27 protein-coding genes and 1 pseudogene are annotated in these 26,638 nt (G+C 63.7%); 10 read left to right on the top strand and 18 right to left on the bottom strand.

What is annotated here, in order from left to right; all coding sequences use genetic code 11:
- Positions 1–92 precede the first annotated feature (92 nt).
- Complete coding sequence (locus tag CH286_RS02095; protein ID WP_094608198.1) at positions 93–818, bottom strand: SDR family oxidoreductase; 726 nt, start codon at positions 816–818, stop codon at positions 93–95.
- 131 nt (positions 819–949) lie between these two features.
- Between CH286_RS02095 and CH286_RS02090 the strand changes: the two genes are divergently transcribed.
- On the top strand, positions 950–1,366 hold the full coding sequence (locus CH286_RS02090) for a MerR family transcriptional regulator (protein WP_094608197.1): 417 nt from the start codon (positions 950–952) through the stop codon (positions 1,364–1,366).
- On the opposite strand, the gene CH286_RS02085 is transcribed toward CH286_RS02090, so the two are convergent.
- The 4 genes and pseudogenes from CH286_RS02085 to CH286_RS02070 all read right to left on the bottom strand — a co-directional run.
- Complete coding sequence (locus CH286_RS02085) at positions 1,353–2,219, bottom strand: alpha/beta fold hydrolase (protein ID WP_094608196.1); 867 nt, start codon at positions 2,217–2,219, stop codon at positions 1,353–1,355. The genes CH286_RS02090 and CH286_RS02085 overlap by 14 nt on opposite strands.
- A gap of 116 nt (positions 2,220–2,335) precedes the next feature.
- Complete coding sequence (locus CH286_RS02080; protein ID WP_037155517.1) at positions 2,336–3,088, bottom strand: ferredoxin reductase; 753 nt, start codon at positions 3,086–3,088, stop codon at positions 2,336–2,338.
- A gap of 1 nt (position 3,089) precedes the next feature.
- A complete protein-coding gene (locus CH286_RS02075; RefSeq protein WP_094608195.1) occupies positions 3,090–3,689 on the bottom strand; it encodes a sulfite oxidase-like oxidoreductase in 600 nt (199 codons plus the stop codon).
- Positions 3,690–3,773: 84 nt separating this feature from the next.
- A pseudogene (locus CH286_RS02070) lies at positions 3,774–3,893 on the bottom strand (3-ketoacyl-ACP reductase); the annotation flags it as partial.
- 94 nt (positions 3,894–3,987) lie between these two features.
- On the opposite strand from CH286_RS02070, the gene CH286_RS02065 reads away from it, so the two are divergent.
- The gene (locus CH286_RS02065; protein ID WP_094608194.1) at positions 3,988–4,395 is read left to right on the top strand and encodes a DoxX family protein; all 408 of its coding nucleotides are present in this window, start codon (positions 3,988–3,990) and stop codon (positions 4,393–4,395) included.
- A 22-nt stretch (positions 4,396–4,417) separates the two neighbouring features.
- Here CH286_RS02065 and CH286_RS02060 read toward each other — a convergent pair whose 3' ends face one another.
- Positions 4,418–5,221, bottom strand: coding sequence for a bestrophin-like domain (locus CH286_RS02060; protein ID WP_032404839.1), 804 nt, complete (start codon positions 5,219–5,221; stop codon positions 4,418–4,420).
- Positions 5,222–5,389: 168 nt separating this feature from the next.
- On the opposite strand from CH286_RS02060, the gene CH286_RS02055 reads away from it, so the two are divergent.
- Entirely contained in the window at positions 5,390–6,385 is a 996-nt protein-coding gene (locus CH286_RS02055) for a Bug family tripartite tricarboxylate transporter substrate binding protein (protein WP_255182540.1), read from the top strand.
- A 38-nt stretch (positions 6,386–6,423) separates the two neighbouring features.
- Here CH286_RS02055 and CH286_RS02050 read toward each other — a convergent pair whose 3' ends face one another.
- The 3 genes from CH286_RS02050 to CH286_RS02040 all read right to left on the bottom strand — a co-directional run bounded on the left by CH286_RS02050 (position 6,424) and on the right by CH286_RS02040 (position 9,254).
- A complete protein-coding gene (locus CH286_RS02050; RefSeq protein WP_032404160.1) occupies positions 6,424–7,302 on the bottom strand; it encodes a helix-turn-helix transcriptional regulator in 879 nt (292 codons plus the stop codon).
- Between the two features lie 131 nt (positions 7,303–7,433).
- Entirely contained in the window at positions 7,434–8,480 is a 1,047-nt protein-coding gene (locus CH286_RS02045) for an NAD(P)-dependent alcohol dehydrogenase (protein WP_094608192.1), read from the bottom strand.
- Positions 8,481–8,678: 198 nt separating this feature from the next.
- On the bottom strand, positions 8,679–9,254 hold the full coding sequence (locus tag CH286_RS02040) for a GNAT family N-acetyltransferase (protein ID WP_094608191.1): 576 nt from the start codon (positions 9,252–9,254) through the stop codon (positions 8,679–8,681).
- Between the two features lie 143 nt (positions 9,255–9,397).
- Here CH286_RS02040 and CH286_RS02035 point away from each other — a divergent pair, with 143 nt between their 5' ends.
- Both CH286_RS02035 and CH286_RS02030 read left to right on the top strand, forming a co-directional pair.
- Positions 9,398–9,886, top strand: a complete 489-nt coding sequence (locus tag CH286_RS02035; RefSeq protein WP_094608362.1) for a nucleoside deaminase — start codon at positions 9,398–9,400, stop codon at positions 9,884–9,886.
- Positions 9,887–9,954: 68 nt separating this feature from the next.
- The gene (locus CH286_RS02030) at positions 9,955–11,304 is read left to right on the top strand and encodes an alpha/beta hydrolase (protein WP_094608190.1); all 1,350 of its coding nucleotides are present in this window, start codon (positions 9,955–9,957) and stop codon (positions 11,302–11,304) included.
- A gap of 135 nt (positions 11,305–11,439) precedes the next feature.
- Here the strand turns inward: CH286_RS02030 and CH286_RS27720 are convergent, their stop codons facing one another.
- From CH286_RS27720 to CH286_RS02020, 3 genes are all read right to left on the bottom strand, one after another.
- Positions 11,440–11,595 (bottom strand): hypothetical protein, encoded by a 156-nt coding sequence (locus CH286_RS27720; RefSeq protein WP_165430196.1) that lies wholly within the window; start codon positions 11,593–11,595, stop codon positions 11,440–11,442.
- A gap of 73 nt (positions 11,596–11,668) precedes the next feature.
- Positions 11,669–12,958, bottom strand: coding sequence for a competence/damage-inducible protein A (locus CH286_RS02025; protein WP_094608189.1), 1,290 nt, complete (start codon positions 12,956–12,958; stop codon positions 11,669–11,671).
- 63 nt (positions 12,959–13,021) lie between these two features.
- Positions 13,022–13,576 (bottom strand): helix-turn-helix domain-containing protein, encoded by a 555-nt coding sequence (locus CH286_RS02020; RefSeq protein ID WP_094608188.1) that lies wholly within the window; start codon positions 13,574–13,576, stop codon positions 13,022–13,024.
- A 133-nt stretch (positions 13,577–13,709) separates the two neighbouring features.
- On the opposite strand from CH286_RS02020, the gene CH286_RS02015 reads away from it, so the two are divergent.
- The 5 genes from CH286_RS02015 (at position 13,710) to CH286_RS01995 (ending at position 19,505) form a co-directional block, all read left to right on the top strand.
- Complete coding sequence (locus tag CH286_RS02015; RefSeq protein WP_176458103.1) at positions 13,710–14,969, top strand: MFS transporter; 1,260 nt, start codon at positions 13,710–13,712, stop codon at positions 14,967–14,969.
- A gap of 21 nt (positions 14,970–14,990) precedes the next feature.
- The gene (locus tag CH286_RS02010; RefSeq protein ID WP_037155532.1) at positions 14,991–15,650 is read left to right on the top strand and encodes a response regulator transcription factor; all 660 of its coding nucleotides are present in this window, start codon (positions 14,991–14,993) and stop codon (positions 15,648–15,650) included.
- 1 nt (position 15,651) lies between these two features.
- Entirely contained in the window at positions 15,652–17,052 is a 1,401-nt protein-coding gene (locus CH286_RS02005) for a sensor histidine kinase (RefSeq protein WP_255182539.1), read from the top strand.
- Between the two features lie 124 nt (positions 17,053–17,176).
- A complete protein-coding gene (locus CH286_RS02000; RefSeq protein WP_032404835.1) occupies positions 17,177–18,556 on the top strand; it encodes an MFS transporter in 1,380 nt (459 codons plus the stop codon).
- Between the two features lie 10 nt (positions 18,557–18,566).
- Positions 18,567–19,505: a TAXI family TRAP transporter solute-binding subunit gene (locus CH286_RS01995; RefSeq protein WP_094608360.1), complete on the top strand. Its 939-nt coding sequence runs from the start codon at positions 18,567–18,569 to the stop codon at positions 19,503–19,505.
- 16 nt (positions 19,506–19,521) lie between these two features.
- On the opposite strand, the gene CH286_RS01990 is transcribed toward CH286_RS01995, so the two are convergent.
- Genes CH286_RS01990 through CH286_RS01965 form a run of 6 tightly spaced genes read right to left on the bottom strand, consistent with a single transcriptional unit; the run spans position 19,522 to position 26,587 of the window.
- Complete coding sequence (locus tag CH286_RS01990) at positions 19,522–20,295, bottom strand: hypothetical protein (RefSeq protein WP_094608186.1); 774 nt, start codon at positions 20,293–20,295, stop codon at positions 19,522–19,524.
- 29 nt (positions 20,296–20,324) lie between these two features.
- Positions 20,325–21,395, bottom strand: coding sequence for a lipocalin-like domain-containing protein (locus CH286_RS01985; RefSeq protein ID WP_230592551.1), 1,071 nt, complete (start codon positions 21,393–21,395; stop codon positions 20,325–20,327).
- Between the two features lie 35 nt (positions 21,396–21,430).
- Positions 21,431–22,918 carry an aldehyde dehydrogenase family protein gene (locus CH286_RS01980; protein WP_094608185.1) on the bottom strand — a complete coding sequence of 496 codons (1,488 nt, stop codon included), beginning with the start codon at positions 22,916–22,918 and terminating at the stop codon, positions 21,431–21,433.
- A complete protein-coding gene (gene hmgA, locus CH286_RS01975; protein WP_094608184.1) occupies positions 22,915–24,237 on the bottom strand; it encodes a homogentisate 1,2-dioxygenase in 1,323 nt (440 codons plus the stop codon). Before hmgA ends, CH286_RS01980 begins: the two co-directional genes overlap by 4 nt.
- Complete coding sequence (locus tag CH286_RS01970) at positions 24,234–25,487, bottom strand: oxygenase MpaB family protein (RefSeq protein WP_094608183.1); 1,254 nt, start codon at positions 25,485–25,487, stop codon at positions 24,234–24,236. Before CH286_RS01970 ends, hmgA begins: the two co-directional genes overlap by 4 nt.
- Entirely contained in the window at positions 25,484–26,587 is a 1,104-nt protein-coding gene (locus CH286_RS01965) for an alpha/beta hydrolase (protein WP_094608182.1), read from the bottom strand. The genes CH286_RS01970 and CH286_RS01965 overlap by 4 nt, the downstream gene beginning before the upstream one ends.
- Between the last annotated feature and the right edge of the window lie 51 nt (positions 26,588–26,638).

Here is a 26,638-nt window from a genome sequence, read left to right as displayed (position 1 = left end):
GAACGGTTCGGTGCACCCCACAGTTCTCGGATCGAATCCGTATGGCCCCGCCCAGTGCCTTTCGGTTGGGGTTCGGGAGTTGGGATGGAAAGTCAGTTCGCTCCGAGTAGTTCGGCCATCTGTGCATAGAAAGCTGCGGGATCGCCGGCGAGAGAGGACTTCACCATAGCGGTCCATTCGTCGACGATGATTTCGATGGAGCCGGCCGCCAGACCGTCCAGGGCGGCACGCGGCACTGTGCGGGGATCGATCTTCGGTCCGTCGTAGCCGGCGGCGATGTCGGTATCTGCAGCGCCGAGAAGTACGCCCTGTACGAATGTTCCCTGCGGTGCCAGTTCCAGGCGTACACCGTTCGTCATGTTCCATTCGGCGGCCTTCGCGGCAGAGTAGGCCCCGGATCCCGTTGTGGCGAACCAAGATAGAGCCGACAAGATATTGACGATCGAGCCGCCACCCTGTGCTGCGAGTACCGGGGCGAATGCCCGAATGACGTGCAGTGTGCCCCAGAAGTGTGTGTCCATCTCGCGTCGAACCTCGGTGAGGTCACCGGTGACGAGCGCGGCACCGGTGGAGATGCCCGCATTGTTGACGAGCAGTGTGACATCGGACGCCGTCGACGCCGCTGCTCTCACCGATTCGCTGTCGAGCAAGTCGAGCGTCAACGGAACCACCCGGTTGTCGTCGAAGTCGAGCGTTTCTGGTCTGCGAGCTGTCGCGTAGATTTTCTCCGCACCTCGATCGAGCAGTTCGAGGACGAAGTGACGGCCGATGCCACGGTTGGCTCCGGTGACGAGCGCGATCTGGTCGGAGAAGTCCATGGGGACCCTACTTTCTTCGCGAACTTTCGTGTTTTCGGTCCTGATCGGTCCGACATCGACAAGGCTAAAACTTCACGTTAACGTCAAGGGCAAGTCCAAGAACCGAAACATTCCTCCGAGGGAGATACTGGATGCGTATAGGCGAGGTGGCACACCTGGCAGGAGTGAGCACGCGAGCTCTTCGCTACTACGAAGAGCAGGGCTTGCTGGCGTCCGAACGTACCTCCAGCGAACAACGCGTCTACCCTGAGTCTGCCGTCGAGCGCGTGAAGTTACTCCAGCAACTTTTCTCCGCTGGTCTTTCGAGTCGGAAGATTCTGCAACTACTGCCGTGTATAGACAGCGGCCAGAGCTCGCCCGAGGCCTTCGAGATCATGAGAGTCGAACGAGACCGAATCACCGCGGCCATGGCCGATCTGGCCGCCACGCGTGACGTCCTCGATCGGATGATCGACATTGCACACAACCCGACACCCGAACACTGTCCTGCGCTTCGAGACACCCCATGGGCACCGTTCGAGGCCGACGCCTCTGCTACGCATCGGTGAAGTGCCCGACTCCTTCTGGCTCCGCATCGATTGCTTCGTCGATCGTTTCTCCCACTGCAGCCGCACCGACCGACGTCATGATCGTCCCTGCGTGATCGAGTCCAGGCATCGGGGTGATGGATGTCAGGTCGAGCGCGTCGATGTCCTGGGGCGAGTACATCGGGGCGGAATCTGCACCAATGCTCCACTGCGCGTGCAGGAATCGAATCGGCATCGTCAGTTCCCGGAATCGTGAAGCGCCGAAGAACACGTCCGTGGCGTCGGCGACGACCGCAGCCGAAGACAGTCGAATCGATCCGTCGGCCAGATCGTGTTCGGCGTACGTCCGTAGTAGCGGATCGGCCGGGTCGAGTAGCGGCAACGACGTCGACACCAAGAACTCGATGTAATCCTCGATGTCGTTCCACCGCTGCTGAGTTCGAGCAATCTTGTCTGCGAAGGCAGCCGCAACGTTGTCCTGTGTGAGACCGGCGGGCGGTGGTACCGGCACGCCCCCGTCGACAAGAACGAGACTCTTCACCCGGGACGGATACCGGGCTGCGAACTCGACCGCCACGAACGCTCCCATCGACATTCCGCACACGTGCACGGAGTCGAGTCCCAATGCATCCATGACGGCGTCCAGATCGTCTGCGTGCCGTGTCAGCGATGACGGTCCCGTGACATCCACACTGTCACCTCGGCCGCGCAGATCCGGTGCGACGAGGGTCAGGTGCGGCGACTCCGCGTGCAGCCAGCTCCACAGCATGCGCTGGCTGGAGACCCCGTGCACCACGAGGACGGGCTCACTGGTCCCAGTGTGAGTTTCCACGACGATGTCTCCGCCGGATACCGGTACTCGATCGATGGTCATGATGCCGACAGTATGGGAAGCCGGATCCAGAAGGGACGGATCCGAACCCCACTGTGACCGTGGAAATGTGGATAGTTCATCTACCATGTACGCGGTGCCGAGCCGAGGGCCTTCCCTCAGCTCGGTCCGAAACGCTCGGTACGGATGTTCGCTGCCGAGTGACCCCGAGCAACCAACATGTCGGCCACCGTGTCGACGAAGCTCGTGGGGCCGCAGATGTAGCACCGCGGCTCGAACTCTGCCGGCCATCCGTGGGCGTCGAGGTCCTCGACCGTGATGCGGCCGAGGGGCCGTGCGTTGCCGGCGGGAGCACGCCGTGTGTGGATCATGGTGACGTCCACGCCGGCCGGAGGGTGAGCCCACTCGTCGGCGAAGTAGACCTCTGCGGGTTCGCGCACCGAGTACAGGACCCGGAAAGGTACTCGTCCGCCCGTCGCGGAAGCCTGCGCGCGAACCATCGCGCGGAGCGGGACGATGCCGGAACCGCCACCCACCAACAGGATTGGAGGAGACTGGGTCTCCGAAGGCTGGGACGGCCGCCAGACGAACCATCGCCCCACCGGCCCGCGGATCTCGATGCGATCGCCGACCTCGACGGACTCGACCAGGTACGGCGACACCTCGCCGTCCGCGACGTTCTGGACCGCGATCTCTATGCGCGACGTGCCGTCGGGTGCCGAGGCCAAGGAGTAGCTTCGCTGTGCGCTGTAGCCGTCTTCGGCGGTGAGCTTGACGTCCACGTGCTGCCCGGCAAGATGGCCGGGCCATCCGTCGACGTCGAGAACCAGGGTGGACGCGGTGGGTGTCTCACGCCGCACGGTCTGCACCGTGGCAACGAGCCAGGGTTTCGCCCCAGCCGCCGATGTCACGTCAGTCGCCCTGGTACCGCTGCTCGCGCCACGGATCTCCGTAGTCGTGGTAGCCGCCGCGCTCCCAGAAGCCTTGTTCGTTCTCCAGCGTGAGTTCGATACGCGAGATCCACTTGGCCGATTTCCAGAAATACAGATGCGGAACGAGAAGTCTTGCGGGACCACCGTGTTCGCGAGCCAGGGGAGCGCCGTCGAATTCGGTCACCAGCCAGGCCCTGCCATCCCTGAGGTCTTCGAGGGGGAGGTTGGTGGTGTAGCCGTCGAAGCCGTGGACCACGACGAACCCGGCATCGGTATCGAGACCGTCCAGCAGAACGTCCAGGCTTACGCCCTTCCAGGTGGTATCGAGCTTCGACCACTTGGTGACGCAGTGGATGTCGACGGTCGGAGTGTCGTGCGGAAGTTCCGCGAACTCGTCCCAGGTCCAGCTGCGAGTCTCGCCCCGTTCGGTGGTGATCGAGAACGACCATGTTTCGGTCGCGACCACGGGCGCGGGCCCGATCGCGAGGACGGGAAAATCCTTGGTCAGATACTGACCGGGGGGAGTGCGCCCATCGTCGCCGCGTCTGCGGCCGACGAAGCCCTTCGAGATCAGTGCCATGGTGACGAATTGTGCGCTCGTGGTCGGGAGTCTGACAAGTCAGGACGCATTCGACGTGGAGCTGCCCAATATCCGAGAAGGGGGTCAGACGATCCCGCCGTTGGCGTACACGACCTGACCATTGATCCATCGAGCAGGACCGGCCAGGTGGGCCACGGTCTCGGCGATGTCCTCCGGTGGACCCAATGTTCGTGATCGAGGCGGAAGCAGTCCTGGTGTGCTTCTCACGGCGGTGAGTTTTCGTACCGACGGCAGTCGATACCGGCGACACCTTACGTATCGAGCATCGGAGACGACCATGACCACGACGACCACCCCTGCGACCAACTCACGCCGCGCAACCCGCGCTGGCTGGGGCCTCACCGGCCTTCTTGCGCTATTCCTGATCTTCGACATCGTCGGCAAACTACTGAATGTGCAGCAGGTGAAAGATTCGACTGCGGAGTTGGGGCTCCGCGACGAGATGACGCCCGTCATCGGCATCGTCCTGCTTGTGTGCCTGGTTCTCTACCTGGTGCCTCGTACCGCGTTTCTCGGTGCGGTTCTGCTGACCGGATATCTCGGTGGTGCCGTCCTCACCAATTGGCGAGTGGACAAGCCGTTGTTCACTACGGTCTTGTTCGCGGTGTACGTCGGAGTTCTTGCTTGGGGTGCGCTGTATCTGCGGGATCCGAAGGTGCGTCAGGTCATGCCGATCGTGCGGTAGAGGGTGCTGCGCATCCGTCGGGTCAGGTGGGGTTGCCGGACTCGTCGCACGGGGCCGAGTGGCCGTCGTCGATGAACTGCAGCGTCACGTTCATCTCGGTGGGTTGGATGCTGCCCGACCAATCGGAGTACGGGTGGTCGAGAAACGCGACGACGACCAGCGCCGAGGCCACGAGCGCGGATACGAACGCGATCGGAACGGCTTGCACTACAGCGGATTCGCGGCGATCCGCCTGTACGCACATGTACGAGAGAATTGCCGACGCTCCGATGCCCAGCACGATCCAGAGAGGAAACGGAACCGACGGTGTTGCCTCGGCCAGTCGGTCGCGGCGACCGTCGCGGCGTTCGGCTTGCTGATCGAACCACTGTCCGTACGCCGCCTCCTGCGAGGCACCTTCCGGTGTGGTGGCGGCAAAATCCTGGGCCATGGTGTCCACCCAATGATTGACCGATGGGGACGTTTCACCGCGCGCCATTGCAGACCATTCGTCCGAGACGACAGCACGGCCGTAGCAGATGAGGCCACCGTGCAACTGTGCACCGCCGTGTCCTTCGAGGACATCGGCCACATTGTGCAGCTCCGTCACGGCGACGGCTTCGACGCTGGCCCCATTGCTCGCGCGCTGGTAACTCTGCAGCGCGAAGAAGATGGTGAATGCCAGCAGGACAGAGAACATCGTTCCGATGACCGTCAGTGCACCGGCTGCACGAGTGCTGTCGATGAACCATCCCGGATCGGGCGCGCGGGTGCGAGCAGCGAGTTTGGCCGTCACAGCCAACACCACGACGAGTACGACGATCAGACCCAGTATCCAGCTCGGCACTGCGCAACTGTAAGTGAGTGCGCTCCGGCGCGTCGGCGGAATCGCGTACTCGTCGCGCATGAGTGAACGCGATTGTCCGGACGTCATTTTGCTCCGCCCCTTGTCACTGCATCCTAGAGTTGGGTGGAAGCAGCGACCGCTGTGCGGACCGGGCCGAGGGGCGATGCTGTGACCGCGAAGAAATCGATATTCGGCGTCATGATCGCGGCCGCATTGGTGTTGGCCGGATGTACCGATTCCGGACCCGACACCGATCCTGCATCTACGTCCGATTCGGTGCCCTATCCCGACGGCCCCGTCACGATGACGGCGGGAGCCGATCCCGGCAGTGGCTTCGACCTCACCATCCGTTCGGTCGTGGATGCCCTGCAGAAGGAGAAGATCGTCGAAACAGCTCTGCCGGTGCAGAATCGACCCGGCGGGAGTGGTGCCGACTACCTTGCCACGATGGTCGAGGACCATCGGAGCGCCGACGATCAGCTTGCGGTGACGTCGTTGTCGATGATGGTGAACCAGGTGAGTGGGGTGTCGAAATACGGCTACGACGACGTCACGATGATCGCCCGACTGATGACCGAGTACTACGTCGTCGTAGCGCGTCCCGGCAGTCCTCTCACCGACCTTCGCGGAGTCATGACGGCAATAGCGTCCAACCCATCGGGCGTCGTGGTCGGTGCGGCCCACGATGACGAGTTGCCTTTCTCCCTGCTGGTTTCGGCTGCCGGCGGCGACCCGTCTGCCGTCCGCTACGTCACCCAGGAGGGTGGCCGCGAACAGATCGCCGCACTTCTGGGTGGTGAGATCGACGTGGCCATCGGTGGCGTCAGTGAATTCGTCGATCAACTGGCATCCGGGGACCTCGACGGTATCGGCGTTCTGGCCGACAATCGGATCCCAGGTCTCGACGTTCCCACCGCGCGAGAGCTGGGATTCGATGTGACGCTGGCCAATTGGCGCGGACTGTACGGGCCACCGGACATGCCCGTCGACGCGGTCGACTACTGGCGGACGGCGTTGGGGAAGATGGTGGAGACACCCACTTGGAAGCAGATCGCAGAGCGCAGCAAATTCACGACGACCTTCATGATCGGCGACGAGTTCCAAACTTTCCTGGCCGAGACCCAGAAGGATGTGGAGACCGGAGTGCAAGCGGTTCCGCGGTGAGCGGCGCGGCGCGGCGGCGACAGTCGATTACATACGGGTCAGGGGTTCGGCTGTGCCTCGGTGCGTTCTGCGGCCCATGATCCGAGAAGCCGTATGCGTTCCGCGCTCGGCGAGCCCGGCTCAGCGGTGTACACCATGAGGACGGCCCCGGGATCGGCGGTGATAGCGAGCGCCTCGTAAGCGAGGTGAACCTCGCCGACGACCGGGTGGTTGAAGCGCTTCATGCCGGCCCCATGGGTTCGAACGTTGTGGGCACCCCACAGTTTTCGGAATGTTTCGTCGCGCGTGGAGAGTTCCCCGACGAGGTCTTGGAGTCCCTTGTCGTGCGGGTCGCGACCTGCTTCGGCGCGCATGATGGCTACACACATTTCGGCGAAGGTGTCCCAGTCGGGGTAGAACTCTCGGGACGAAGGATCCAAGAACTGGAATCGAGCGAGGTTGGGCGTTCGTCCACCGTCCCCGATCACAGGGGCGTAGAACGCTTTCGCGAGTTCGTTCGTCGCCAGCAGATCCTGACGTTGGTTGCGTACGAAGGCAATCCCGTCCGTTATCGAATCGAGGGCCCATTGCAGGCTGATTCTCGGGGCAGCGGGGCGGGCAGCCTTGCGTCGAGGGCGTCCGGAGGTCGGTACTCCGTCCACAGCTCGCGCAAGGTCGAGAAGGTGTGCATGTTCGGTGTCGTCGAGTTGTAGTGCGCGCGAGAGGGCATCGAGCACGGACGCCGATGCACCGCCGATGGCACCGCGCTCGATACGCGCGTAGTACTCGACAGAGAGGCCGGCAAGTGCTGCCACTTCGCTTCGTCGTAGTCCGGCGACTCGGCGACGGCTGCTTCCACCCGTGATACCGGCCGCATCCGGGGTGAGCCTGGCTCGGCGGGTCATGAGGAACTCGCGTACCTCTGCCTTGTTGTCCATGCGGTCCAGCCTAAGTCTGCCGGTCGAATCGAGCGACGCCCTGCTGATACATCCTTCGTGATGACGCATCGGTGGATTTCGAGGTCGCCGGTGCAAGCAGATCGCCGACTGCACCGGCTACCCCTACTCGATCAGATCAGGGTCGAGGTATCGATGACGAATCGGTAGCGAACGTCGGAGGAGAGTACCCGTTCCCACGCGTCGTTGATCTTGTCGGCGGAGATGACTTCGATGTCGGCTCCGAGGTGGTGGTCGGCGCAGAAGTCGAGCATTTCCTGCGTTTCGGCGATCGATCCGATGGCCGATCCTGCGAACGTTCTGCGGTGGGGGATGAGCGAGAAGACCTGCAACGGAAGGGGTTCTGCGGGAGCGCCCACGTTGACCATTGCGCCGTCGACGGCGAGCAGAGACAGGTGTGCGTTCAGATCGATCGAGGCGCTGACGGTGTTGATGATCAGATCGAATGTGGACGCGAGCTTCTCGAATGTGTCGGGGTCACTGGTTGCGTAGTAGTGGTTTGCTCCCAGTCGAAGTCCGTCCTCCTGCTTCTTCAGCGACTGCGACAGAACCGTCACCTCGGCACCCATGGCGTGGGCGATCTTGACGGCCATGTGGCCCAACCCGCCCATGCCGACCACCGCGACCTTCTTGCCGGGACCGGCTCCCCAGTGCCGGAGCGGTGAATAGGTGGTGAGCCCGGCGCACAGCAGCGGTGCGGCGGCGTCGAGCGCGATGCCCTCGGGGATCTTCACCACGAAGTGTTCGGTGACGACGACCTGTTGGGAGTAGCCGCCCTGGGTGGTCGTGCCGTCGCGGTCGGTGCCGCCGTAGGTCTGAATGTTGCCGACGAGGCAGTACTGTTCGAGACCCTTGACGCACTGGGCACATTCGCCGCACGAGTCGACCATGCAGCCGACTCCGACACGATCGCCGACGGCGTGCGTGGTGACCTCGGATCCGACCTCGGCCACTGTTCCTGCGATCTCGTGGCCGACGACCAGCGGGTACGGTACCGGGCCCCATTCGCCGCGCGCGGTGTGAATATCGGAGTGGCAGATGCCGGCGAACTCGATGTCGATACGGACGTCGTGTGGTCCGAGGTCGCGGCGCTCGATCGTGATGAGGGACAGCGGCTGGTCGGCTGCGGTGGCGGCGTAGGCCTTCACGGAAGTTGTCATGTTTCGATGAAACATGAGTCGGCGAGATCGAGACAGTCTCTGACGAGAGGTGCACCAGGAGAGCACCCCTTGTCGGTTCTGCTGGAGATCGTCCACCTGCTGCTGATCTGCGCCTGCTTCTCTCCGCGTCGACGCGAGCCGGGTGAACTGCCGTGGTTGTCCAATCCTGATGTGGCGTAACGGCAGAACCGTACCACCTCAGTGCCGCAGGTCTTTTCGCATGATCACCCGAGGGAAGCCACCCGACACCGACGTTGTTTCGACGGCGAACTCGAAGCCCGCCGACTCGAACAGCCGACGGGTTCCCACGTATGCCATGGTGAGATCGACTTTCTTGCCCTCGTTGTCGACCGGATACCCCTCGACCGCCGGGGCACCATGGTCGTCCGCGAACCGAACGGCACCGTCCAACAACGCGTGTGCGATTCCTCGTTTTCGGTGGCCGGCCCTGACCCGGAAGCACCAGACCGTCCAGACCGGCAGATCGTCGACGTGCGGAATCTTGTTGGACCGCGCGAACGGTAACTCCGAGCGCGGTGCAACTCCCGCCCAGCCGACCACCTCGTCGCCGTCGTAGGCCAGTACCCCCGGCGCGACTGTTCGACGGGTCAGCTTCTTCACGTACTCGGCGCGTTCGGGGCCGACGAGTGCCCTGTTGGTCGCGGAATCGATTCGGTGGCTGAGGCACCAGCAGACCGAGGACGTCGGGTTCTTCGGGCCGAGGATTTCACGCAGATCCGCGAACGACGTGGCCGGCCGTATCGAGAAGCTCACCCGCCGACCATACCGAGCATCGATGGATGCTGCCCCGGAACAAGCACCCGGTGTCCGGACGAACCGGCCCGGAGTTTCCGCGTCTCGACCCGGTACGGTCGTGGCGTGGACACTTCGATCGTCGATGCACCCGGCGGTGCGCTGTGAGTATTTCCTCGAGCGACCGCACGTTCCTGGTCCGTGCTGTGGACTTGGCGGCGGAGGCGGTGCGGACGGGCAACGATCCGTTCGGCTCGGTGCTCGTCTCGGAGGGCGGGGAAGTGTTGGCCGAGGACAGGAATCGGGTGGGCGACCGGAACGATCCAACCCAGCACCCCGAGATCGCTCTGTCACGTTGGGCCGCTACCAATCTGAGCCCTGTTCAGCGTCGAGCGGCGACGGTCTACACCTCTGGTGAGCATTGTGTGATGTGCGCTGCGAGTCACGGAATAGTCGGGCTCGGGCGCATCGTATACGCGACGTCCACCGCTCAATTGCTCACCTGGCTCCAGGAATTCGACGCTGCACCACTCGCGATCACACCGTCGCCCATCGAACAGATCGTGCCGGGGATCGTGGTGGACGGGCCGGTCGCCGAGTTCGGCGATGCCGTTCGCGAACTACACCGGCAACGTCACGCGTCTGCGCAGTAGAGAGCAACACAGAGGGGAAGGCCGTGCCGGACGGCATCGAGATCGACAACAGGCAGCGTACGAGTGCGATGACAACCGCGCTCGCAGCGACCGGTGGCGGCAGCGTCCTACTGGCGTGGCTCGAGTTCGTTCTCATCCGTCAGCAGCTCGCGGTGGGATTGTGGGTCATCGCCATGGCAGTGGTGGCGATATGGCTCGTCTCGTCCGATGCCGGGAAGCCTGCAGCCGTAGGCACTTCGCTCGGCACTGCCGTCGTCGTCACTCAGGTCGCATGGCTGGTGACGGGCTTTCACACACTGTGGGTCTTGTGCTCGACCGCGGCGATTGCACTCGGATTCTTTCTGCTGGCTTCGGCTTGGGCGGGCCGTTCGGTGGACTCGTCGCCTCGGGCCGGTATCCGTAGGGCGGTTGCCGTCGTACCGGCCGGTTTCGCTGCGGCGAGTGCGGTGGTGGTCTCCGCGCTGGTGATAACTACCGCAGCCAGTCCGGCACCGCTGATTCGATCGCTGCACGCGTTGGGGCAGAGCAACTCCTTCGCGTCCGACGCGCCGACAACGACGACGGTGGTCGACGGGGCCCGTCTCACCAGCGACGTCGAATACGGCTCGGCGCTGCCGAATTCGTTTCTCGACATCTACATCGCGGACAACGATGCATCGATCAGCCGGCCCACGTACGTATCGGTTCACGGTGGTGGCTGGATAGTCGGAGACAAAGCGGACGGTGCTCCCAGCACAGATTCGGACGGTGCGTCCTGGGCCGGCCCCATGCTCGACGCCGGCTACAACGTGGTGTCGCTGAACTACGCGTTCGCGCCGCAGTACCGCTTCCCCACGCAGACAATCCAACTGGGCCAGGCCATGCGCTTTCTCGACACGAACGCCGACCGGTACGGACTCGACATGAGTCGCGTCGTGCTCGCCGGAACCAGCGCGGGTGGCCACATCGTGGGCAATTACGCCATTGTGCAGACCAACCCCGAGTACGCGCGCGCACTGGGCGTCGAACCGACCCTGGACCGAAATGCCTTGAAGGCGATCGTGTTCGAAAGCGCTGCCCTCGACGTCGGGAGAGCGGGTACACCACAATCACCGAGCCCGTCGAACGGCTTCTTTTTCGACATCGCGGCCCGAAGCTACCTGGACACCACCGACACGGCGCTGCTGGCGCAGGCGAATGTCACGGACAACGCGACAGCCGACTTCCCGCCGAGTTTCATCTCCGACGGCAACACCGGTACTTTCCCGGACCAGGCAGCCGAACTGAGCGCCAAGCTGGACAGAGTGGGCGTCGCCAATCGCCTGAACCTGTACAGCAAGAACGAGGCGAGACTCGACCATGGATTCATGGCGGTGAGTTCGCAGTGGACCGACGACTACAACCGTCTCAGGATCGAGTTCCTGCGAGACTTCGTCTGATCTTTCACCGAGAGATGGATCCTCGAGGCGTGCAATCAGTTTTTCGGGACGGGGTCTTGCGGTGAGTTTTGCGATCGGCCCGGGTCCAAGCAGTGACATCGACTCTCGACCACTCGGTAGCCATCGGGCGACCGCTCAGTTCTGGGGAGCCTCGTCGGTCGGAGGATGCGGCACGTTCTCTTCGTCCACGTGCGCGCCTTCGACTGCATCGGTCTCGGCGGTGTGGTCACGCGGACCGTCATTGCTGCCGTGGGACGGTACTGCTTCGCTTGCATCGCTGGGCATCGTCATGGAATCTCCTAGTGGTCGAGGCGACCGGTCGCCGGTATCAGGACCTCCTGGGAGTGCCCCGCTGGACACAGAACTACACCCGGTCAGGCTTCAACGCGTCGGCGAGCATGTGCATCGCTGCTGTGGTGGACAGCGCACGCACACTTGCCCGGTCGCCGGGGAGATGAAGCGTGCGGGTCGAGGTCGGTCGGCCGACAGCGGCAATAGCGAAGCAGACGGTGCCGACCGGTTTGAGTTCCGTGCCGCCGCCCGGTCCCGCGATTCCGCTGGTGGATACGGCGATGTCGACGCCCAGTCGGGTCCGTGCGCCCTCGGCCATCGATGCCGCGACCGGTTCGCTGACGGCTCCGTGCTGTTCGATGGTCTCCGCGGGAACGTCGAGCAGGCCGATCTTCGCTTCGTTCGCGTACGACACCACAGCGCCGATCACATACGCAGACGAGCCTGCGCGGTCGGTGAGCCGGGCCGCGATCATGCCTCCGGTGCAGGATTCCGCAGTGGCGATTGTTCGGCCGGTCAGTCGGTCGGCCACGATGTCGTCGATGGTGGATCCGTCGGTCGAGAAGACTTGTGCACCATGGTGTTCGTCGATGAGGCCGACGAGGTCGGAGTATGCGGTTGCTGCCGACTCCGCATAGCGGGTCACCATCTCGAGCTCACCGAGACTCAAGCAGGTGGTGATTTCGAGTGCGTCGAATCCTGGGATGGCACGTTCTGCCGTCCGCAATGTTGCGGCGAGATCGGCTTCGGACAGCCTGTATGCGCGAATGGTGTCCTGGCGGATCTGCGCGCGCCGAGACAAGACCTGGGCTATGGGCGCGCACGCGAGTGCCTCCGTCCACATCGCTTGTAGTTCGCGAGGAGGACCGGGCAAGATCAGCACTGCGGGAAGCGTCCCAGAATCGTTCGCTGATATCGCCACGCCAGGCGCAGTCCCGGTTGGCGAAATAGATTGCGCACCTTCGGGAACCATGGCTTGCTTGCGAATTCCCGCCTTCAGCGGCTCGGAGTCGACCGCGGAGCTGAGCCGGCTGCGCCAGCGCTCGACGATCTCGGAGATTCGCTTCTCGAGCTGAACGTCGAGGTGCATTTCTCGGCCGTACAACGCAGCGACTGTCGCCACCGTGAGATCGTCGGCGGTCGGACCGAGGCCTCCGGTGGTGACGATCAGATCGACGCGCTGATCCGCGAGAAATCGCAGTTGTGCCGTCAGGTCATCGGGTCGGTCGCCACAGATCGTGATGTGTGCTACGTCGACGCCCAGCTCGAGGAGTTGCTGGGCTACCCACGGGCCGTTCCGGTCGGCAACCCGACCGGCCAGCACTTCGGTTCCTGTGACCACTACACCCGCTCGCACAGTCATTCCTCGACCTTACTGTCCCGGGGTTCGAGCGGAGCTGCGGTGGCCGCTCTTCGTCGCATGACGTCAGTGGGTGCGCGAGGTGGTGGACACCAGCAGTGCACGCGCGGGTTCGTCGCCGAGTGCGCGGACGGAGTGAGCGTTGAGCGACGGGAAGTGCAGCGCATCTCCGGTTTCGAGTCGAACACTGTCGTTTCCGATGGTGACCTCCACCGAGCCGTCCAGTATGTAGAGCCATTCCTCGCCGGCGTGGTTGGCAGTCGGGGCATCCGAGGCGGGCGGGATGGTCAACAGAACGGCATCGATACCGGGGTAGTTGCCGGACAGGGGAGTCATCGCTCCGTTGGCAGAACCGTGGCGACGCTGCTCTGCGGCTCTCACCAGGTGAAACGCGAGAGTCGGCTCCTCGGCGACGAGTTCGCTCAACGTCACTTGGAACACGCGTGCAAGTTCGATCAACGTGCCCACCGACGACTGCCGACTCCCTGACTCGATGCGCGAGAGTTGCGTGGTCGACAGGCCGACCCGCTCCCCGAGGGCGGCCAGTGTCCAACCCCGTTCGCGCCGAAGACTCGCGATCCTGCGTCCGATCCAGTTCTCGTCACTCGGATGGCCCGGCATGGAAGAAATGGTACGCACACCGACAGCAGAATATTGCCCTGTGGGTCATACAAATTGCCCATGGGGTTGATTTGTCGGCGCCCGCCTGCGATGGTCGATTGCGAGCCATGGCGATTCGAGGATGGGAGCACCGGTGACCGATACCGGCTCGGAACATCCGGCCGGCAGCCCGGAGGGTTCCGATCGAACTGCTCTCTCCGTAGTGGGAACGGGTGCCGCTGTGGCAGCAATCGTTCTGCTCGGCCTCGATCTACGCTTGGTGTTCGGGAGCGCGTCGGCGGTGCTGGCCGAAATTCGACAGTCCTACGCTCTGGGGTCCGGTTCGGCCGCGTTGCTGACCACCGGACCGGTCCTGTGTCTGGGTCTTTTTGCCGTCGCTGCGACTCGGGCAGTTCGGCGATGGACCGTACCCGTCGTGCTGACCGGATGCCTGATGCTGATTCTCGTCGGGACCGCGCTGCGGGGCGCGCCTTTGTGGCCGGCGCTGATAATCGGAACTCTGCTCGCCGGGATGGGCATCGCAGTTGCGAACGTTCTCGGTCCGGTGTTGATCCGACTGCTTTTCCCACACCGAATCGGATCGATGACGGGCTTGTTCACGGCACTGGTCAGTGCCAGCGCAGGAATCGCCTCGGGAGCCACGATTCCGATCGACTCGTCGGTATTCCACAACTGGCGAACGACTCTCATGGTCTGGGCCGTACCGTCCGCCGCCGCGCTGGGGGCCATGGCACTTCTCGCGTGGCGGTATCGCCACGTCGACCGGACGACGACCTCAACGGACCGATCTGCCGAACCGAAGTGGCAGACCGCTGTTCTGCGATCATCTGTCGCCTGGGCTGTCACCGGATTCATGGGACTGCAATCGTTGCTCGCGTATTCGATGATTGCGTGGCTCCCCACGATCTACCGAGATCGCGGGCTCAGTGCCGAGAATGCGGGACTGCTGCTGACTGCGCTGTCGGTGTCGAGCATCGCCACGGCGCTGACCGTCCCCGTACTCGCCGCCCGCATCCGTCGGCAGAGTGTGCTCGCAATCGCTGTCGTCGCATTGTCCGTCGTCGGACTGATCGGTGTTCTGGCAGGCAGTATCGAGCTGGCTCCAATGTGGGCGATTCTGCTCGGACTCGGTCAGGGAGGGCAACTTTCGCTCGCTCTGACGCTGATCAATCTACGAGCTCCGAATACAGCGACGGCAACGAGCCTGTCGACCATGGCGCAATCGATCGGCTACCTCGTTGCCGCAGCGGGACCCGTCGTGGCGGGTGCGATCCACAGCTCGACCGGCTCGTGGACTGCGCCCCTACTCGCATTACTGGCGGTCATGGTTCCGCTGACACTGTGCGGATGGATGGCCGGGCGAGATTCGCCGGTGACGTTCGTCCAACCCTGATGGTGGCCTATCTTGATCTCGATGCGTATTGCAGTGGTGGAAGACGACGACGGAGTCGGTGATGCGTTGGTGGACGCGTTGACCGAGGTGGGTCATACGCCTGTCCGCATGCGCCGCGGTGCCGACGTGTTACTCGGCTATCACGAGATGGACGTTGTACTACTGGATCTCGGGCTACCGGACATGGATGGCCTCGAAGTCCTTCGGAAGCTACGGACCCTGAGTTCGATTCCGGTGGTGGTGCTCACCGCGCGCGACGACGAGCGGTCGGTGGTGCGGGCTCTGCGCACCGGCGCGGACGACTACGTGGTCAAGCCGGCTCGGTTGGGGGAGTTGCATGCCAGGCTCGAGGTCGCGGCGCGTCGTCGGCGCGCGGCGAGCGATGCCGGCACAGACAGGGTGGTGCTCGGCGACATCGTTGTCGACCTCATCGGACGAGGGGTCGAAGTAGACGGACGAGACATCGCACTGACCACCAAGGAGTTCGACCTTCTGGCTCATCTGGTGACTCGACGCGGCGAAGCGGTGAGCCGGGAACAGTTGATGGACGCCATCTGGGGTGACGCGTACGTCGCGATTTCGCGGACGCTCGATGTGCACATGACGGCCTTGCGATCCAAGCTCGATCGGCCGGGCACCATCGTCACCATCCGCGGCTTCGGCTACCGCTGGGACAGCTGACGTGCGCCTGCGTGTACTGATGGTGCTGATGATCTACTCGACTGTCGTCGTGCTGGCGTTGGCGGTTCCGTTGGCAGTGTTGGTGGGCAGGGAGCGGGCCCAGAGATTCACCGAGAACAGGACAGCCGCCGCAACGTTTTTCGCCGATCTGGGTTCGCGGGAGGACCGGTCCGGGATTCCTCGCCTTCAGGAGTCTGTCGATCGTTACAGCAATTTGTACGACGAGGGAATTGCCGTCGTCGACCGCAACGGTCAGGCGCGTGCACTGTCCGGTCTGGACTTCGACCGCGCCGACGTCCAGCAGGCCATCGCGGGAGCGTTGCGAAATCAGCGGGGTGACCTACCGTCGAGTCTGTCGCCGTGGTCGCAGTCGACGGCGTTGATCACTGCCCCGGTCGGCGGGGGAACTCAGGTGGACGGCGCGGTGGTCCTCGAGGCGTCCACTACCTCCGCCCGTCGGGACGTCGGTACTGCCTGGATGGTGATCGCCGGCGGAGCTCTCCTGATTCTCGCAACGGTGGCGGTGATCGCTGTTGCATTGTCACGCTGGGTTGTTCGGCCACTGACCGCACTGTCGTCGCGCGTTCACTCGTTCGGCGGCAAGTTCCACGATCGGTTACCGATCGGCGAGGCCCCGACGCCGGAGCCGGCCGCCTACGATGGGCCACCGGAAGTACGCGAACTGTCCCGGGCGTTCGACGCCATGGCCGACGATGTCGAGGCAGCAACCGCTGCGCAGCGCAGGTTGGTGGCAGATACTGCTCATGCGCTGCGTAACCCGTTGGCTGCGTTGAGAATTCGAAACGATGTGCTCGGAATGCGCGTACCCGAGTCGGCGACCGAAGCGCACCGTCGGACCACCCTCGAAGTCGACCGCCTCAGTGCCGTCGTCGAAGACCTGCTCGTCCTCGCTGCCGCCGAAACCCCGTCCAGCACCCGATCAACGGGGTGCGACTCGGGCGCTGTTATTGCGGATCGGGTGGAGTTCTGGTCGAGTGCAGTGGTTTCGGCAGGAATGAGTGTCGACGTCACGACGTGGGAGTCCGAGGAGGACGGCCGAGTGATGATGCCCGGGGACGACCTGACTCGAATCTTCGATGCCCTTTTGAGCAATGCAACCAAGTACGCAGGGGCCGGTTCGGACATCGAGATCGGGCGTCGGACATCGGACACCGACATCACGATGTGGGTGTCCGATACCGGGCCCGGCGTTCCTGTCGACGAGCTGCCGAAGGTCGCCGATCGATTCTTTCGGGCGTCGACTGCTCGCGGGGACGGAACCGGCCTCGGTCTGTCCATCGTCCGTGCGCTCGCCGAGCGAGCGGGCGGATCCATCCGGGTCGAGGCGCGTCGACCGTCTGGACTGCGTGTCGAGATTCGGCTACCGAGGGTCGTTTCCTAAGGGAGTGTTAGGAATCGTGAAACAGCTTGGTTTCGGGCTGTGCTTGCCGTCACAGTAGGGGGGACTTCGGTTGCCGATTGCCAGCCGGCAGCCCACCGCCCGCTGAATGTGGAAGGACCAGAGCATGGCCAACGAGGCCACTTCGATCACCGGTTCGCCGCGATCGACCCCACCCATCTCGTCTCCCGCCGCCACTCGTCGCGCCGTGTACAACACGTTGCGTGGGTCGTCGGGCAACCTCGTCGAGTGGTACGACGTCTACGTCTACACCGTCTTCGCGACCTATTTCGAGAACCAATTCTTCGACTCGGCAGACAAGAACTCGACGATCTACGTCTACGGCATCTTCGCGGTCACCTTCCTGATGCGTCCGGTCGGTTCGTGGTTCTTCGGACGCTACGCAGACCGACGAGGCCGTCGTGCCGCGTTGACGTTCAGTGTCTCGATGATGGCGGCCTGCTCGATGGTCATCGCGTTCACCCCCGGGCGGGAGAGCATCGGCGTGTGGGCCGCCGTCATCCTCATCCTGTGCCGTCTGGTGCAGGGCTTCGCCACCGGCGGTGAGTACGGGGCGTCGGCCACCTACATGTCCGAGGCCGCCACCCGTGAGCGTCGCGGTTTCTTCTCCTCGTTCCAGTACGTCACGCTGATCGGCGGACACGTTCTGGCGCAGGTGACGCTGTTGCTGATGCAGGTCTTCTTCGAGCGGGAACAGATCGAGGACTTCGGTTGGCGGATCGCGTTCTTCATCGGTGGCGTCGCCGCAGTGGTCGTCTTCTGGCTGCGCCGCAGCATGGACGAGTCGCTGACCAAGGATCAGCTCGAGGCCGTGCGCAGCGGAGCCGATCGATCTTCGGGATCCATGAAAGAGCTGGTCACCAAGCATTGGCGCGCCCTGCTGATCTGCTTCATGGTGACCGCTGGTGGCACCATCGCGTTCTACACCTACAGCGTCAACGCACCCTCGATGATCAAGGCGGCGTACGAGGACCGCGGAATGACCGGAACGTGGATCAACCTGTTCGGGCTGGTTTTCCTCATGCTGCTGCAGCCCATCGGCGGGTTGATCAGTGACAAGGTCGGTCGCAAGCCGCTGCTCGTCTTCTTCGGCGTCGGCGGGGTGCTGTACACCTACGTACTCATCACGTATCTGCCGTCCGCCACGTCGGTGGTGCAGTCCTTGGCGCTGGTCTGCGTGGGTTACGTCATTCTCACCGGTTACACCTCGATCAATGCGATCGTCAAAGCCGAACTGTTTCCCTCGCACATCCGTGCCCTCGGCGTCGGTTTGGGATACGCGCTCGCGAACTCTGCCTTCGGCGGTACCGCCCCGTTGATCTACCAGGCCGCGAAGAACGGCGGGCACGTCGGCTGGTTCATCCTCTACGTCACGATCGTCATCGCCATCTCGCTCTTGGTGTACATCTTCGTTCTGCGGAACAAGACAGAGACCGTGCTGGACCGGGAGCAGGGGCGAGCGTTCGAGCAGTCCACCACGTCATAGGGTGACTGACATGAATCCGCCCGCAGCGTTGTTCTCTCGGAGGACGGCGTTGCGGGCGGGTCTTGTTTCCTTGACGGCTGCCGCGCTGGGTGCGTGCACATCGGAGTTGCCGACCCAGTTGCGTCTCGCCGCCGGCGAGGTCGGCGGCTTCTTCTGGGAGTTCGCAGGCTTGTTGGCCGACGGTGCCGCAGACGCCGGTGCTGCGGATATCGTTCCGCTGACGTCGGCCGGCTCCATCGACAACCTCGAAGCCCTCGGCACCGGACGGGCCGAGTTGGCGCTGACTCTCATCGACGCGGCGTACAGCCATCCGAGTGCAGATCTCGCGGCGGTCGGGTGCGTGTACGAGAACTACTTTCAGGTCGCGGTACGAGCGGACTCCGCCATCCGGACCGCAGGAGATCTGCGGGGTCGCCGGGTGAGTATCGGAGCCGCGGGGTCCGGTGCGACCATGGTGTCGCAACGTGTCCTCGACGCGGTGGGTGTATCCGGATCGGCTGCGGTCGAGCAGGTGCAGTTGCCGATGGGCGCGGCATCGGATGCGTTGGCCGACAACGAAATCGACGCAGTGATGTGGGCGGGTGGATTGCCGACCCCGGCGTTCGCCGAGCCTCGAACTGCGATCCGCTTGCTCGATCTGGGAGCCGTCGTCGCTGATCTGCGCCGCGAATTCGGTACTGCCTACGAGGCGGTGCTCGTTCCGGCGAACGTGTACGGCGAGCACCCCGAGGTGACGACCGTCGGGATTCCGAACGTGCTCCTGGCGCACCCCGAAGTGCCGGACGGTGTTGTCTCGAAACTGGTGGGCGTGCTGCTGGATCGATCGTCCGCACTGGTTCCAGGGCAGGCGGTCGGCAGTCAATTCCTCGACGCCCGCTCGCTCGTCATGACCGGCAGCATCCCCCTGCATCCCGGGGCCGAACAGGAATACCGAAGACGGCACGGGTGAGCCGGCTCAACGTGGACTAACGCGCGATCGACTCCACTCGCGCCTCGAAATCGAATCTGTTGATCGCGCCCAACCCGGTTGCCTCCTCGGTGCCGATCAACGAGGCCATCGCCGAACCCGCATCGGCCGATACTCGACCGACTCCGGCCTGTGCCGTCGGGTGGTGTACCGACAGCCGCAGAACCTTTGTGCCGCTCCCGGCTTCGTTCCAGATGCTGACCTTGTCGAGCGGCGAGGGCAACTGTGGCAGTGGTGCCTGATCGACGATGCGGACGGATCCCCCCTCGGAGATCCCGCCGGCGGCGTCGGCGGTAGCGCCTACTCCCGGCAGATACGCGATGTCGAAACCGGCTCCGTGCATCAGGTCGTAGATCTTTCGGTTGTCGGTCACCTGTTCGACGGCATAGAAATGGTAACCCGAGGCGGCGTCGTGGCGGTCGACCGACAGAACTCGCTCGCCGAAGGCGAACGGTCCGTCGAAGGGGACCCCGTCGATAGTGCCGCTCTGGCATGTCTCGACACCCATGAGCAACGATGAACTGCCGGGTACTCCGGGGCCTCCAGGAAGTCCGAAGAAGCTCGACGAGGTGTACCCGTCGGGCAGTGCAGCGTCGGCGTTGGCCGGCGGCACCGAGACGATGGCCGACACTTCGACGCAATCTCGGGCGTAGAACCCGCCGATGTCGGTCGGCTCTACCGCGCCCGCGGTGGGGGTCACCCCCACACTCAGCAGAAGGGCAAACCCGGTGGCCAGTGACGGTCGGCGGTAGCGAATCGAACTATGTTGCACAGCAGTGCCTTTCCGGGACAGTGGTGGAATCAGTTCAGGGCGACGAGTTCATGCAGGGTTCTGCCCGTGCGAACATCGGTGACACCGTCTCGGACCACTGTGAGCTCGAATGTGGAATCGAATCGGAAGTAGCCCGGATGGCCGACGAGTCGGTACAACAGCGGGCGAAACACCTTGTGCCCGGCGATCGGCACGTCGTCCAGTAGGTCGTGCGCGTGCACCACGTTCTCGACGGTGAGTATCAACTTGACGACGCCGGGGATCTCGATCTTCAGCCATTCCGGATACTCGCGGTTGGCAATCGCGTTGTACTTCATCGGCCCTTCGGAGACCTCCGCCTCACCCGAGCTGAGAATGACCTCGCCCTTGTACGCCAGCATCATCGGCCGGCTCTCATGCGCATCGAGGCGTTCCTGCGTCTTCACCAGTGCGTAGAGCAGCGAGTAGTCGTCGTCGTACAGGCGTCCCCAGTGCCAGCGATCGATGACGCTCTTCATATCGCCTGCACCCCAGTTGTGGTCGGCGTATCCCCTGCCGGACACAGCTTTCGTCCTTGCTCCGATCGTGATCGACCCCTCGACACGTGCACGTGGAGCAGCGACGACCCAGCCGAACACATCGGTTTCGCCGAACAAGGTTTCGCCCTCGCCGGGCATCCAGCTGGGTAGCTCGTTGTGGAACCGTAGATCGAACGTGACGTCCTCTTCCGAGAGCGACAGATGATGAATGGGCAGACTGTCCGGAGGAAACTCGGCCCAGGCGTGATTGGGGCCGACCCGAACATCGCACTGAGACATCGACGCCGAGGACTCCTTCTTCGAGTACCGCTTGAAGATCTGACGGCGGGTTCCATCCGGTGCGTAGATCAGGATCTCCACGCTCGGCTTGGCCACCATTGCCGGCTCCTCCGGCCGGCGCAGGTTGAGGAAGCCGATGATGGTGTGTCCGTCGTCGAGATGGGCATCGAAGTACCAGTGCTCGAAGCCTGTTCGGCTGCCCGGCACGGGGTGCGCACCGTTGTGTCTGGGCAGAACTGTGGTCAGGGCGGCGTCGGTCCTGCCGGGGCCGTTCCAGGTCTCTACGATTTCGGTCGATGTCATCTCTGGTTCTCCGCTTCGTTTGCTGGTTTCAGGCATCACAGGCCGTCGAAGCCGATGTGTACTGTTTTTTCCTCGGTGTCGCCTTCGAGTCCGGATCGGCCGAGTTCGCGGCCGATGCCGCTCCCTGCTCTGCCGCCCCAGGGCAGTGCCGGATCCGGCACACCCCATCCGTTGACCCAGACCGTTCCCACCCGAAGCTTCTCGACGACGGAATGGACACGGGAGATGTTCTGCGAGTAAACCATTGCGTTGAGTCCGTACCGAGTGTCGTTGGCTATCCGAATTGCCTCGTCGGTGGTGCGGAAGCTGATCACTGTGGCAACCGGGCCGAAGATCTCGTCACGGGCGATGGTGAGGTCGTTGGTACCGCGGAATACCGTGGGCTGTGCGTAGATTCCCGTACTGCGTTCGCGCTTACCGCCGTAGATCAGCTGTGCGCCCTCGGATATGCCGGAGTCGATGTACCCCTCGATGCGGGCGAGCTGCTTCGCGTTGACGATGGTCCCCATGGTGGACCGGTTGTCGAAGGGATCGCCGACCACAGCGCTCTCTGCTGCTGCAACGAGTCCGTCGACAACCTGATCGACGACGGATTCGTGCGCCAGCACTCGCGTCCCGGCAGCACACACCTGACCCTGATGGTAGAAGTTGCCCATTGCGATCCAGGGCATCGCAGCGTCGAGGTCCGCGTCCTCGAAGATCAGCTGGGGTGCCTTGCCTCCGAGTTCGAGAACGAGCTTGCGAAAGCTGCCGCCCGCGAAGCTCTGAATCGATTGTCCCACAGCGGGACTGCCGGTGAACGAGACCTTGTCGACACCGGGGTGCGTGGCCAGGGTCGCACCTGCGACGGGACCGAGACCGGTGACCACGTTGATCACGCCATCGGGAATGCCCGCTGTGGTGGCGAGTTCGGCCAGTCGTAGCGTGGACAACGAGGCATCCTCGGCGGGCTTGACGACGACGGTGTTCCCGGCGGCGAGAGCCGGGGCCAGCTTCCAGGCCGCGATGAGGGCCGGGTTGTTCCAGGGGGTGATTGCGGCGACCACACCGAGCGGCTGACGGACGGTGTAGCCGAATCTGTTCTGTGGGCCGAAGTTGGGGAGGGACACGGTCGAGCCGGAGATCTTGTCTGCCCACCCGGCGAAGTGCCGGAACACCTCGGCGGCACAGGGAATGTCACCGCCGACGGAGTCGCGAAAGAGCTTGCCCATCTCGACGGCTTCGAGCGCGGCAAGTGTCTCGGCGTTGGCTTCGATGAGTACTGCCAGTCGGTTGAGAGCTCTACCTCGTTCGGCTCCACTGGTCCGCGACCATTCGCCGTGCTCGAACTGCTCGCGCGCAGAGCGAACCGCCGCATCCACGTCCTCCTGGCCGGCCGCGGCGATCTGGGCGACCACCTCGCCGGTGGCAGGATTGGTCGAGGTGTACGTGGCACCGTCGGCCGCGGCGATACGTGCGCCACCGATGCGAAGCAGTGGCTCGGGTAGATCGAATTCAGGTCGGGTGATGTCGGCTGTGGTCATCGTGGATCTCCTCTGGATGCGGAATCTCGGGGAACGAAATGTCGTTGCAAGCCGCTCCACGAAGAGTCGTAGTCCGGCTGACGGTGCCCAGCACTGTGCGCGAAGTCCGTCGTGATCAGCGGAAGCCGGGTCTCGAACATGAAGGCCAATGAGCCGTCGAACTTCTGGGGCACCAGCTCTGCATTCGACGCGGTGGTGAATGTTTCGAGGTCGGGCCCGTGGGCTCCCCACATGTTGTGCAGGCTCGCCCCACCGGGGACGAAACCTTCGGCCTTGGAATCATGTTGCCCTCGAACGAGTCCCATGAACTCGGTCATGATGTTGCGGTGGAAGTGGGGAGGCCGGAACGAATGTTCGGCGACGTTCCATCGCGGGGGAAAGATGGCGAGGTCGACATTCGCCTGGCCGGGTCGCTCCGACGGCGAGGTCAGAACGGTGAAGATGGATGGGTCGGGGTGATCCCACCCGACGGTGCCCATGGCGTTGAAACGGTCGGTGTCGTATTTGTACGCACTGTGTGTGCCGTGCCAGGCCACGACGTCCAAGGGGGAGTGGTCGTATTCCGCTGCCCAGAGTTGGCCGCCGAACTTCTGGACCACCTGCACGGTGTCTGCGCGATCCTCGAACGCGGCAACCGGATACGAGAAGTCACGGGCATGCGCCAGGCCGTTGGATCCGATGGGGCCCAGTTCGGGCAGGGTGAAGTAGGACCCGTAGTTCTCGCAGACGTACCCGGAGGCAGAATCCGCGTGCAGTGACACCCGAAACTTCACTGCACGACCGATCACGGCGATCTCGCCGGGCATGACGTCGAGGAGTCCGAACTCGGTGTGCACTCGTATTCCACCCGATTGCGGAACGACGAGCAGTTCACCGTCGAGGTCGGCGAAGTACCGGTCGGTCATCGACTGTGTCGCGTGGTACATGTGCACGGCGATTCCGTTGCGCTCGAGCACATTACCGTTCGCTGCCATGGTGTACATGCTGTCCAGGAAGTCCTCGTCCGGCCACGGGGTGTCCAGCGGATTCCAGCGCAGACGATTGACGTCGAGTACGCCGTCGACCAAGGGAGCGGATCGGAAGTGGCGGTTGTCGATGCGCTCGAACCTCGGGTGCCGTGCCGATGGGTCGATGCGGTAGACCCAACTGCGCCGATTGATTTCGCGCGGCTCGGTGAACGCGGTTCCCGAGAGCTGCTCGGCATAGAGGCCGTAGGGCGCTCGCTGCGGGGAGTTCTGACCCCACGGCAGGGCACCGGCGATCGCCTCGGAATGATGTTCGTTCCCGAATCCGGTCTGATATTGGAGGTTCTCGGTCATCGGCGCAATGCTCCCTGGGCATCGAATTCGGCCTCTCGGCCGTCCATTTGGGCACGAAGCCAGCTGCGGCGGTGCGCGTCGGCAATTCGTTCCATTCTCGGTGCGACCCCGGGAACGATTCGGCGAACGAGCTCGAGCGCGGTGATGAGAGGGAATCGCGCGAGCACGATCAGAATCCATGGGAACGCCGAAGGCATGTCGTATTTCGCACGCGTCGCCGGGCCCATGAACAGCGTGGTGTACGCGCCGTAGATGCCGTAGTTGTACCGAGCACGTAGGCGCGCCAATCCCTTCTGGTGCGGCCTGGGCGCAAAGCTGGCGGGAAACGATTCGATGAGTTCCTTGCCGTGTACCCCGGCGTCGTGACTACGTGCTGCCGAGACCATGGCCGTCATGCGCAGTGAGTCGGCGATGGTGGTCGGGAAGTTGTCCACGTTCACCCCGAGCAGATGACCCATGAACTTCTGAAAATGCAGCAGCGCGCGAATCTCGGTGGGTGTGGTCTGCAGCCCGACGAGTCGCAGGGCCAACGCGGGTACGGTGCTGCCACCGAGCAGCGTCAGCATCTGATAGCCCTGGCTGATGGGGTAGCCCCACTTCTCGGTGTGCCATTCGGGATGCCCGTCGATGCGGCGTCTTACTGCAACGTGCATCACCCGCACCTTCATCGCGGTTGCGCGGCCGGTCGATCCGATGCTCAGCAGTGCCCCCGGCTCCGACGTGTCGACCCAGAACTGGCAGGTTTCCAGAAATCGACGTAGTGCGTTGTCGCCTGCGTAGCCGCCGGCGAGGGACAGCGGTGTCGCAACGGCGGCCTCGGTGTACATCTCGAGGGTGATGCCGCCCGCAACAGCGAACAACATCGTGCCCCAGCGCCGCCAGATGGCCGCGCCCTGTTCGACGAGCTCCGGCCGCACCCACTCCGGCAGCGTCTCGAACTCGTCGAAGAGAACACGCATGCTGGCCGGTACGTCGTCGAGTGCGTCGATGCCCTCCACCAACGCTCGGTCGAGAAGTGCGCGCCCGGCCTTCGGATCAGAAGCGAACACCTCGTCGACGAAGTTCTCGGCGACGGGGTCTCCGTGGAACAGGCTGTCGCAGAAGTCGGCGGCGAGGTCGTCGGACGGAAAGAGCGACGTGCCGAACAGCTTTCGCACCGTCGATTCGACTCGGGCGAGACGCGGGTTCTTCCGATGCTCCCAGTAGGTGAAGGCGGTCGGTACGCGTCCGGTGTCCGCGGTGAGGGTCATACGTTCTTCTCCATCCAGGTGCCGCATTCGTCGGTGACGGTGCCGACTCCGTGGGGTTGGTCGACGAGATAGTGATTGAGTTCGGGCAGCTCGACGAGTGTCGAGTCTGGACTGGCGTCGTGCATCGAGCGGGAATCTCCGGCGAAGGCTGCTTGATCGCCGAGCAGCGAGACGATCAGCGTCGGTGCATCGATCCTCGGTAGATTCTTCAGGGCGTCGGCTCCGGTGTGATCCGAGCTCCAGGTGCTCAGCCAACTGCGTACCGACACGAATCGTGCGAGCCCGCCGGCAGCGGTGTTGGCGCGCTGGGGATCTCCGTACATGCTTCCCGGTTGCCGGTCGCTTGGATCGAGCGTGAGGTCGACGAATCGAGGGTCTGCGACCGTACGGTGGACCACGAATGCGTGATCCGACGCGCCCCGGACCGACACGGTGTCGAGTTCGCGGATTGCCCAGTCGTCGATTCTTCTGATGCGTTCGAGCTGCGCCGCGCGGTACTGCTCGACCCAGTTCCGATCGAGGGGAATGTTGCGATCGGGACTGTACAGATCGAGCTCTGGGTCGGTGGAGAACGGATCGTTCTCGTCGGTGACCGCGGGGTCGATCCAGTGCCGCAGTACGCGCGCCCGCCCGGAGTGAGCTCCGACGAGCATCAGTGCATCGGCCGGGACCAGCGCGGGGCCGTCGACCTCGACGGTCGGCGACTCCGCCTGCTCCTGGTAGTAGGTCGACAGCGAGCCGCCGCCACTGAACCCGAGAAGAACGACCTTCTCGAAGCCGAGTTCGTTCTTCATCCAGCGCACACCGGATCCGACATCGGCGATCGCGCGTTCCATCAACAGTGCCGGTTCGTTGGAGCTGTACCGCGTGTTCAGTCCCATGATCGGCAGACCTGCCTCGGCGAAGCCGCGAAGTAGGAAGTGCGAGAGGAAGTCCGAGGTGGGATGTGCGAGAAGGATTCCGACACTGCGGTCGTGGTGCTGCGGGGCAACGAGATTGGCGTGCAGCGTGGGGTAGTGCCGGGACAGGCCCGAGTGCATTTCCACCCGGCCGTCTCGGGCTGGTTCGTATTGGATTCTCTGGAAATTGTCGACGATCACTTGAGGGTCCGCCTCCTAGGACGAATGCGATCCGAGTCACAGGAACGTACC

It is taken from the genome of Rhodococcus sp. WWJCD1 (genome assembly GCF_002258735.1).
GTDB lineage: Bacteria > Actinomycetota > Actinomycetes > Mycobacteriales > Mycobacteriaceae > Rhodococcoides.
The sequence above is the reverse complement of the archived record's forward strand: the minus strand, read 5'-3'. Positions and strand labels throughout refer to the sequence as shown.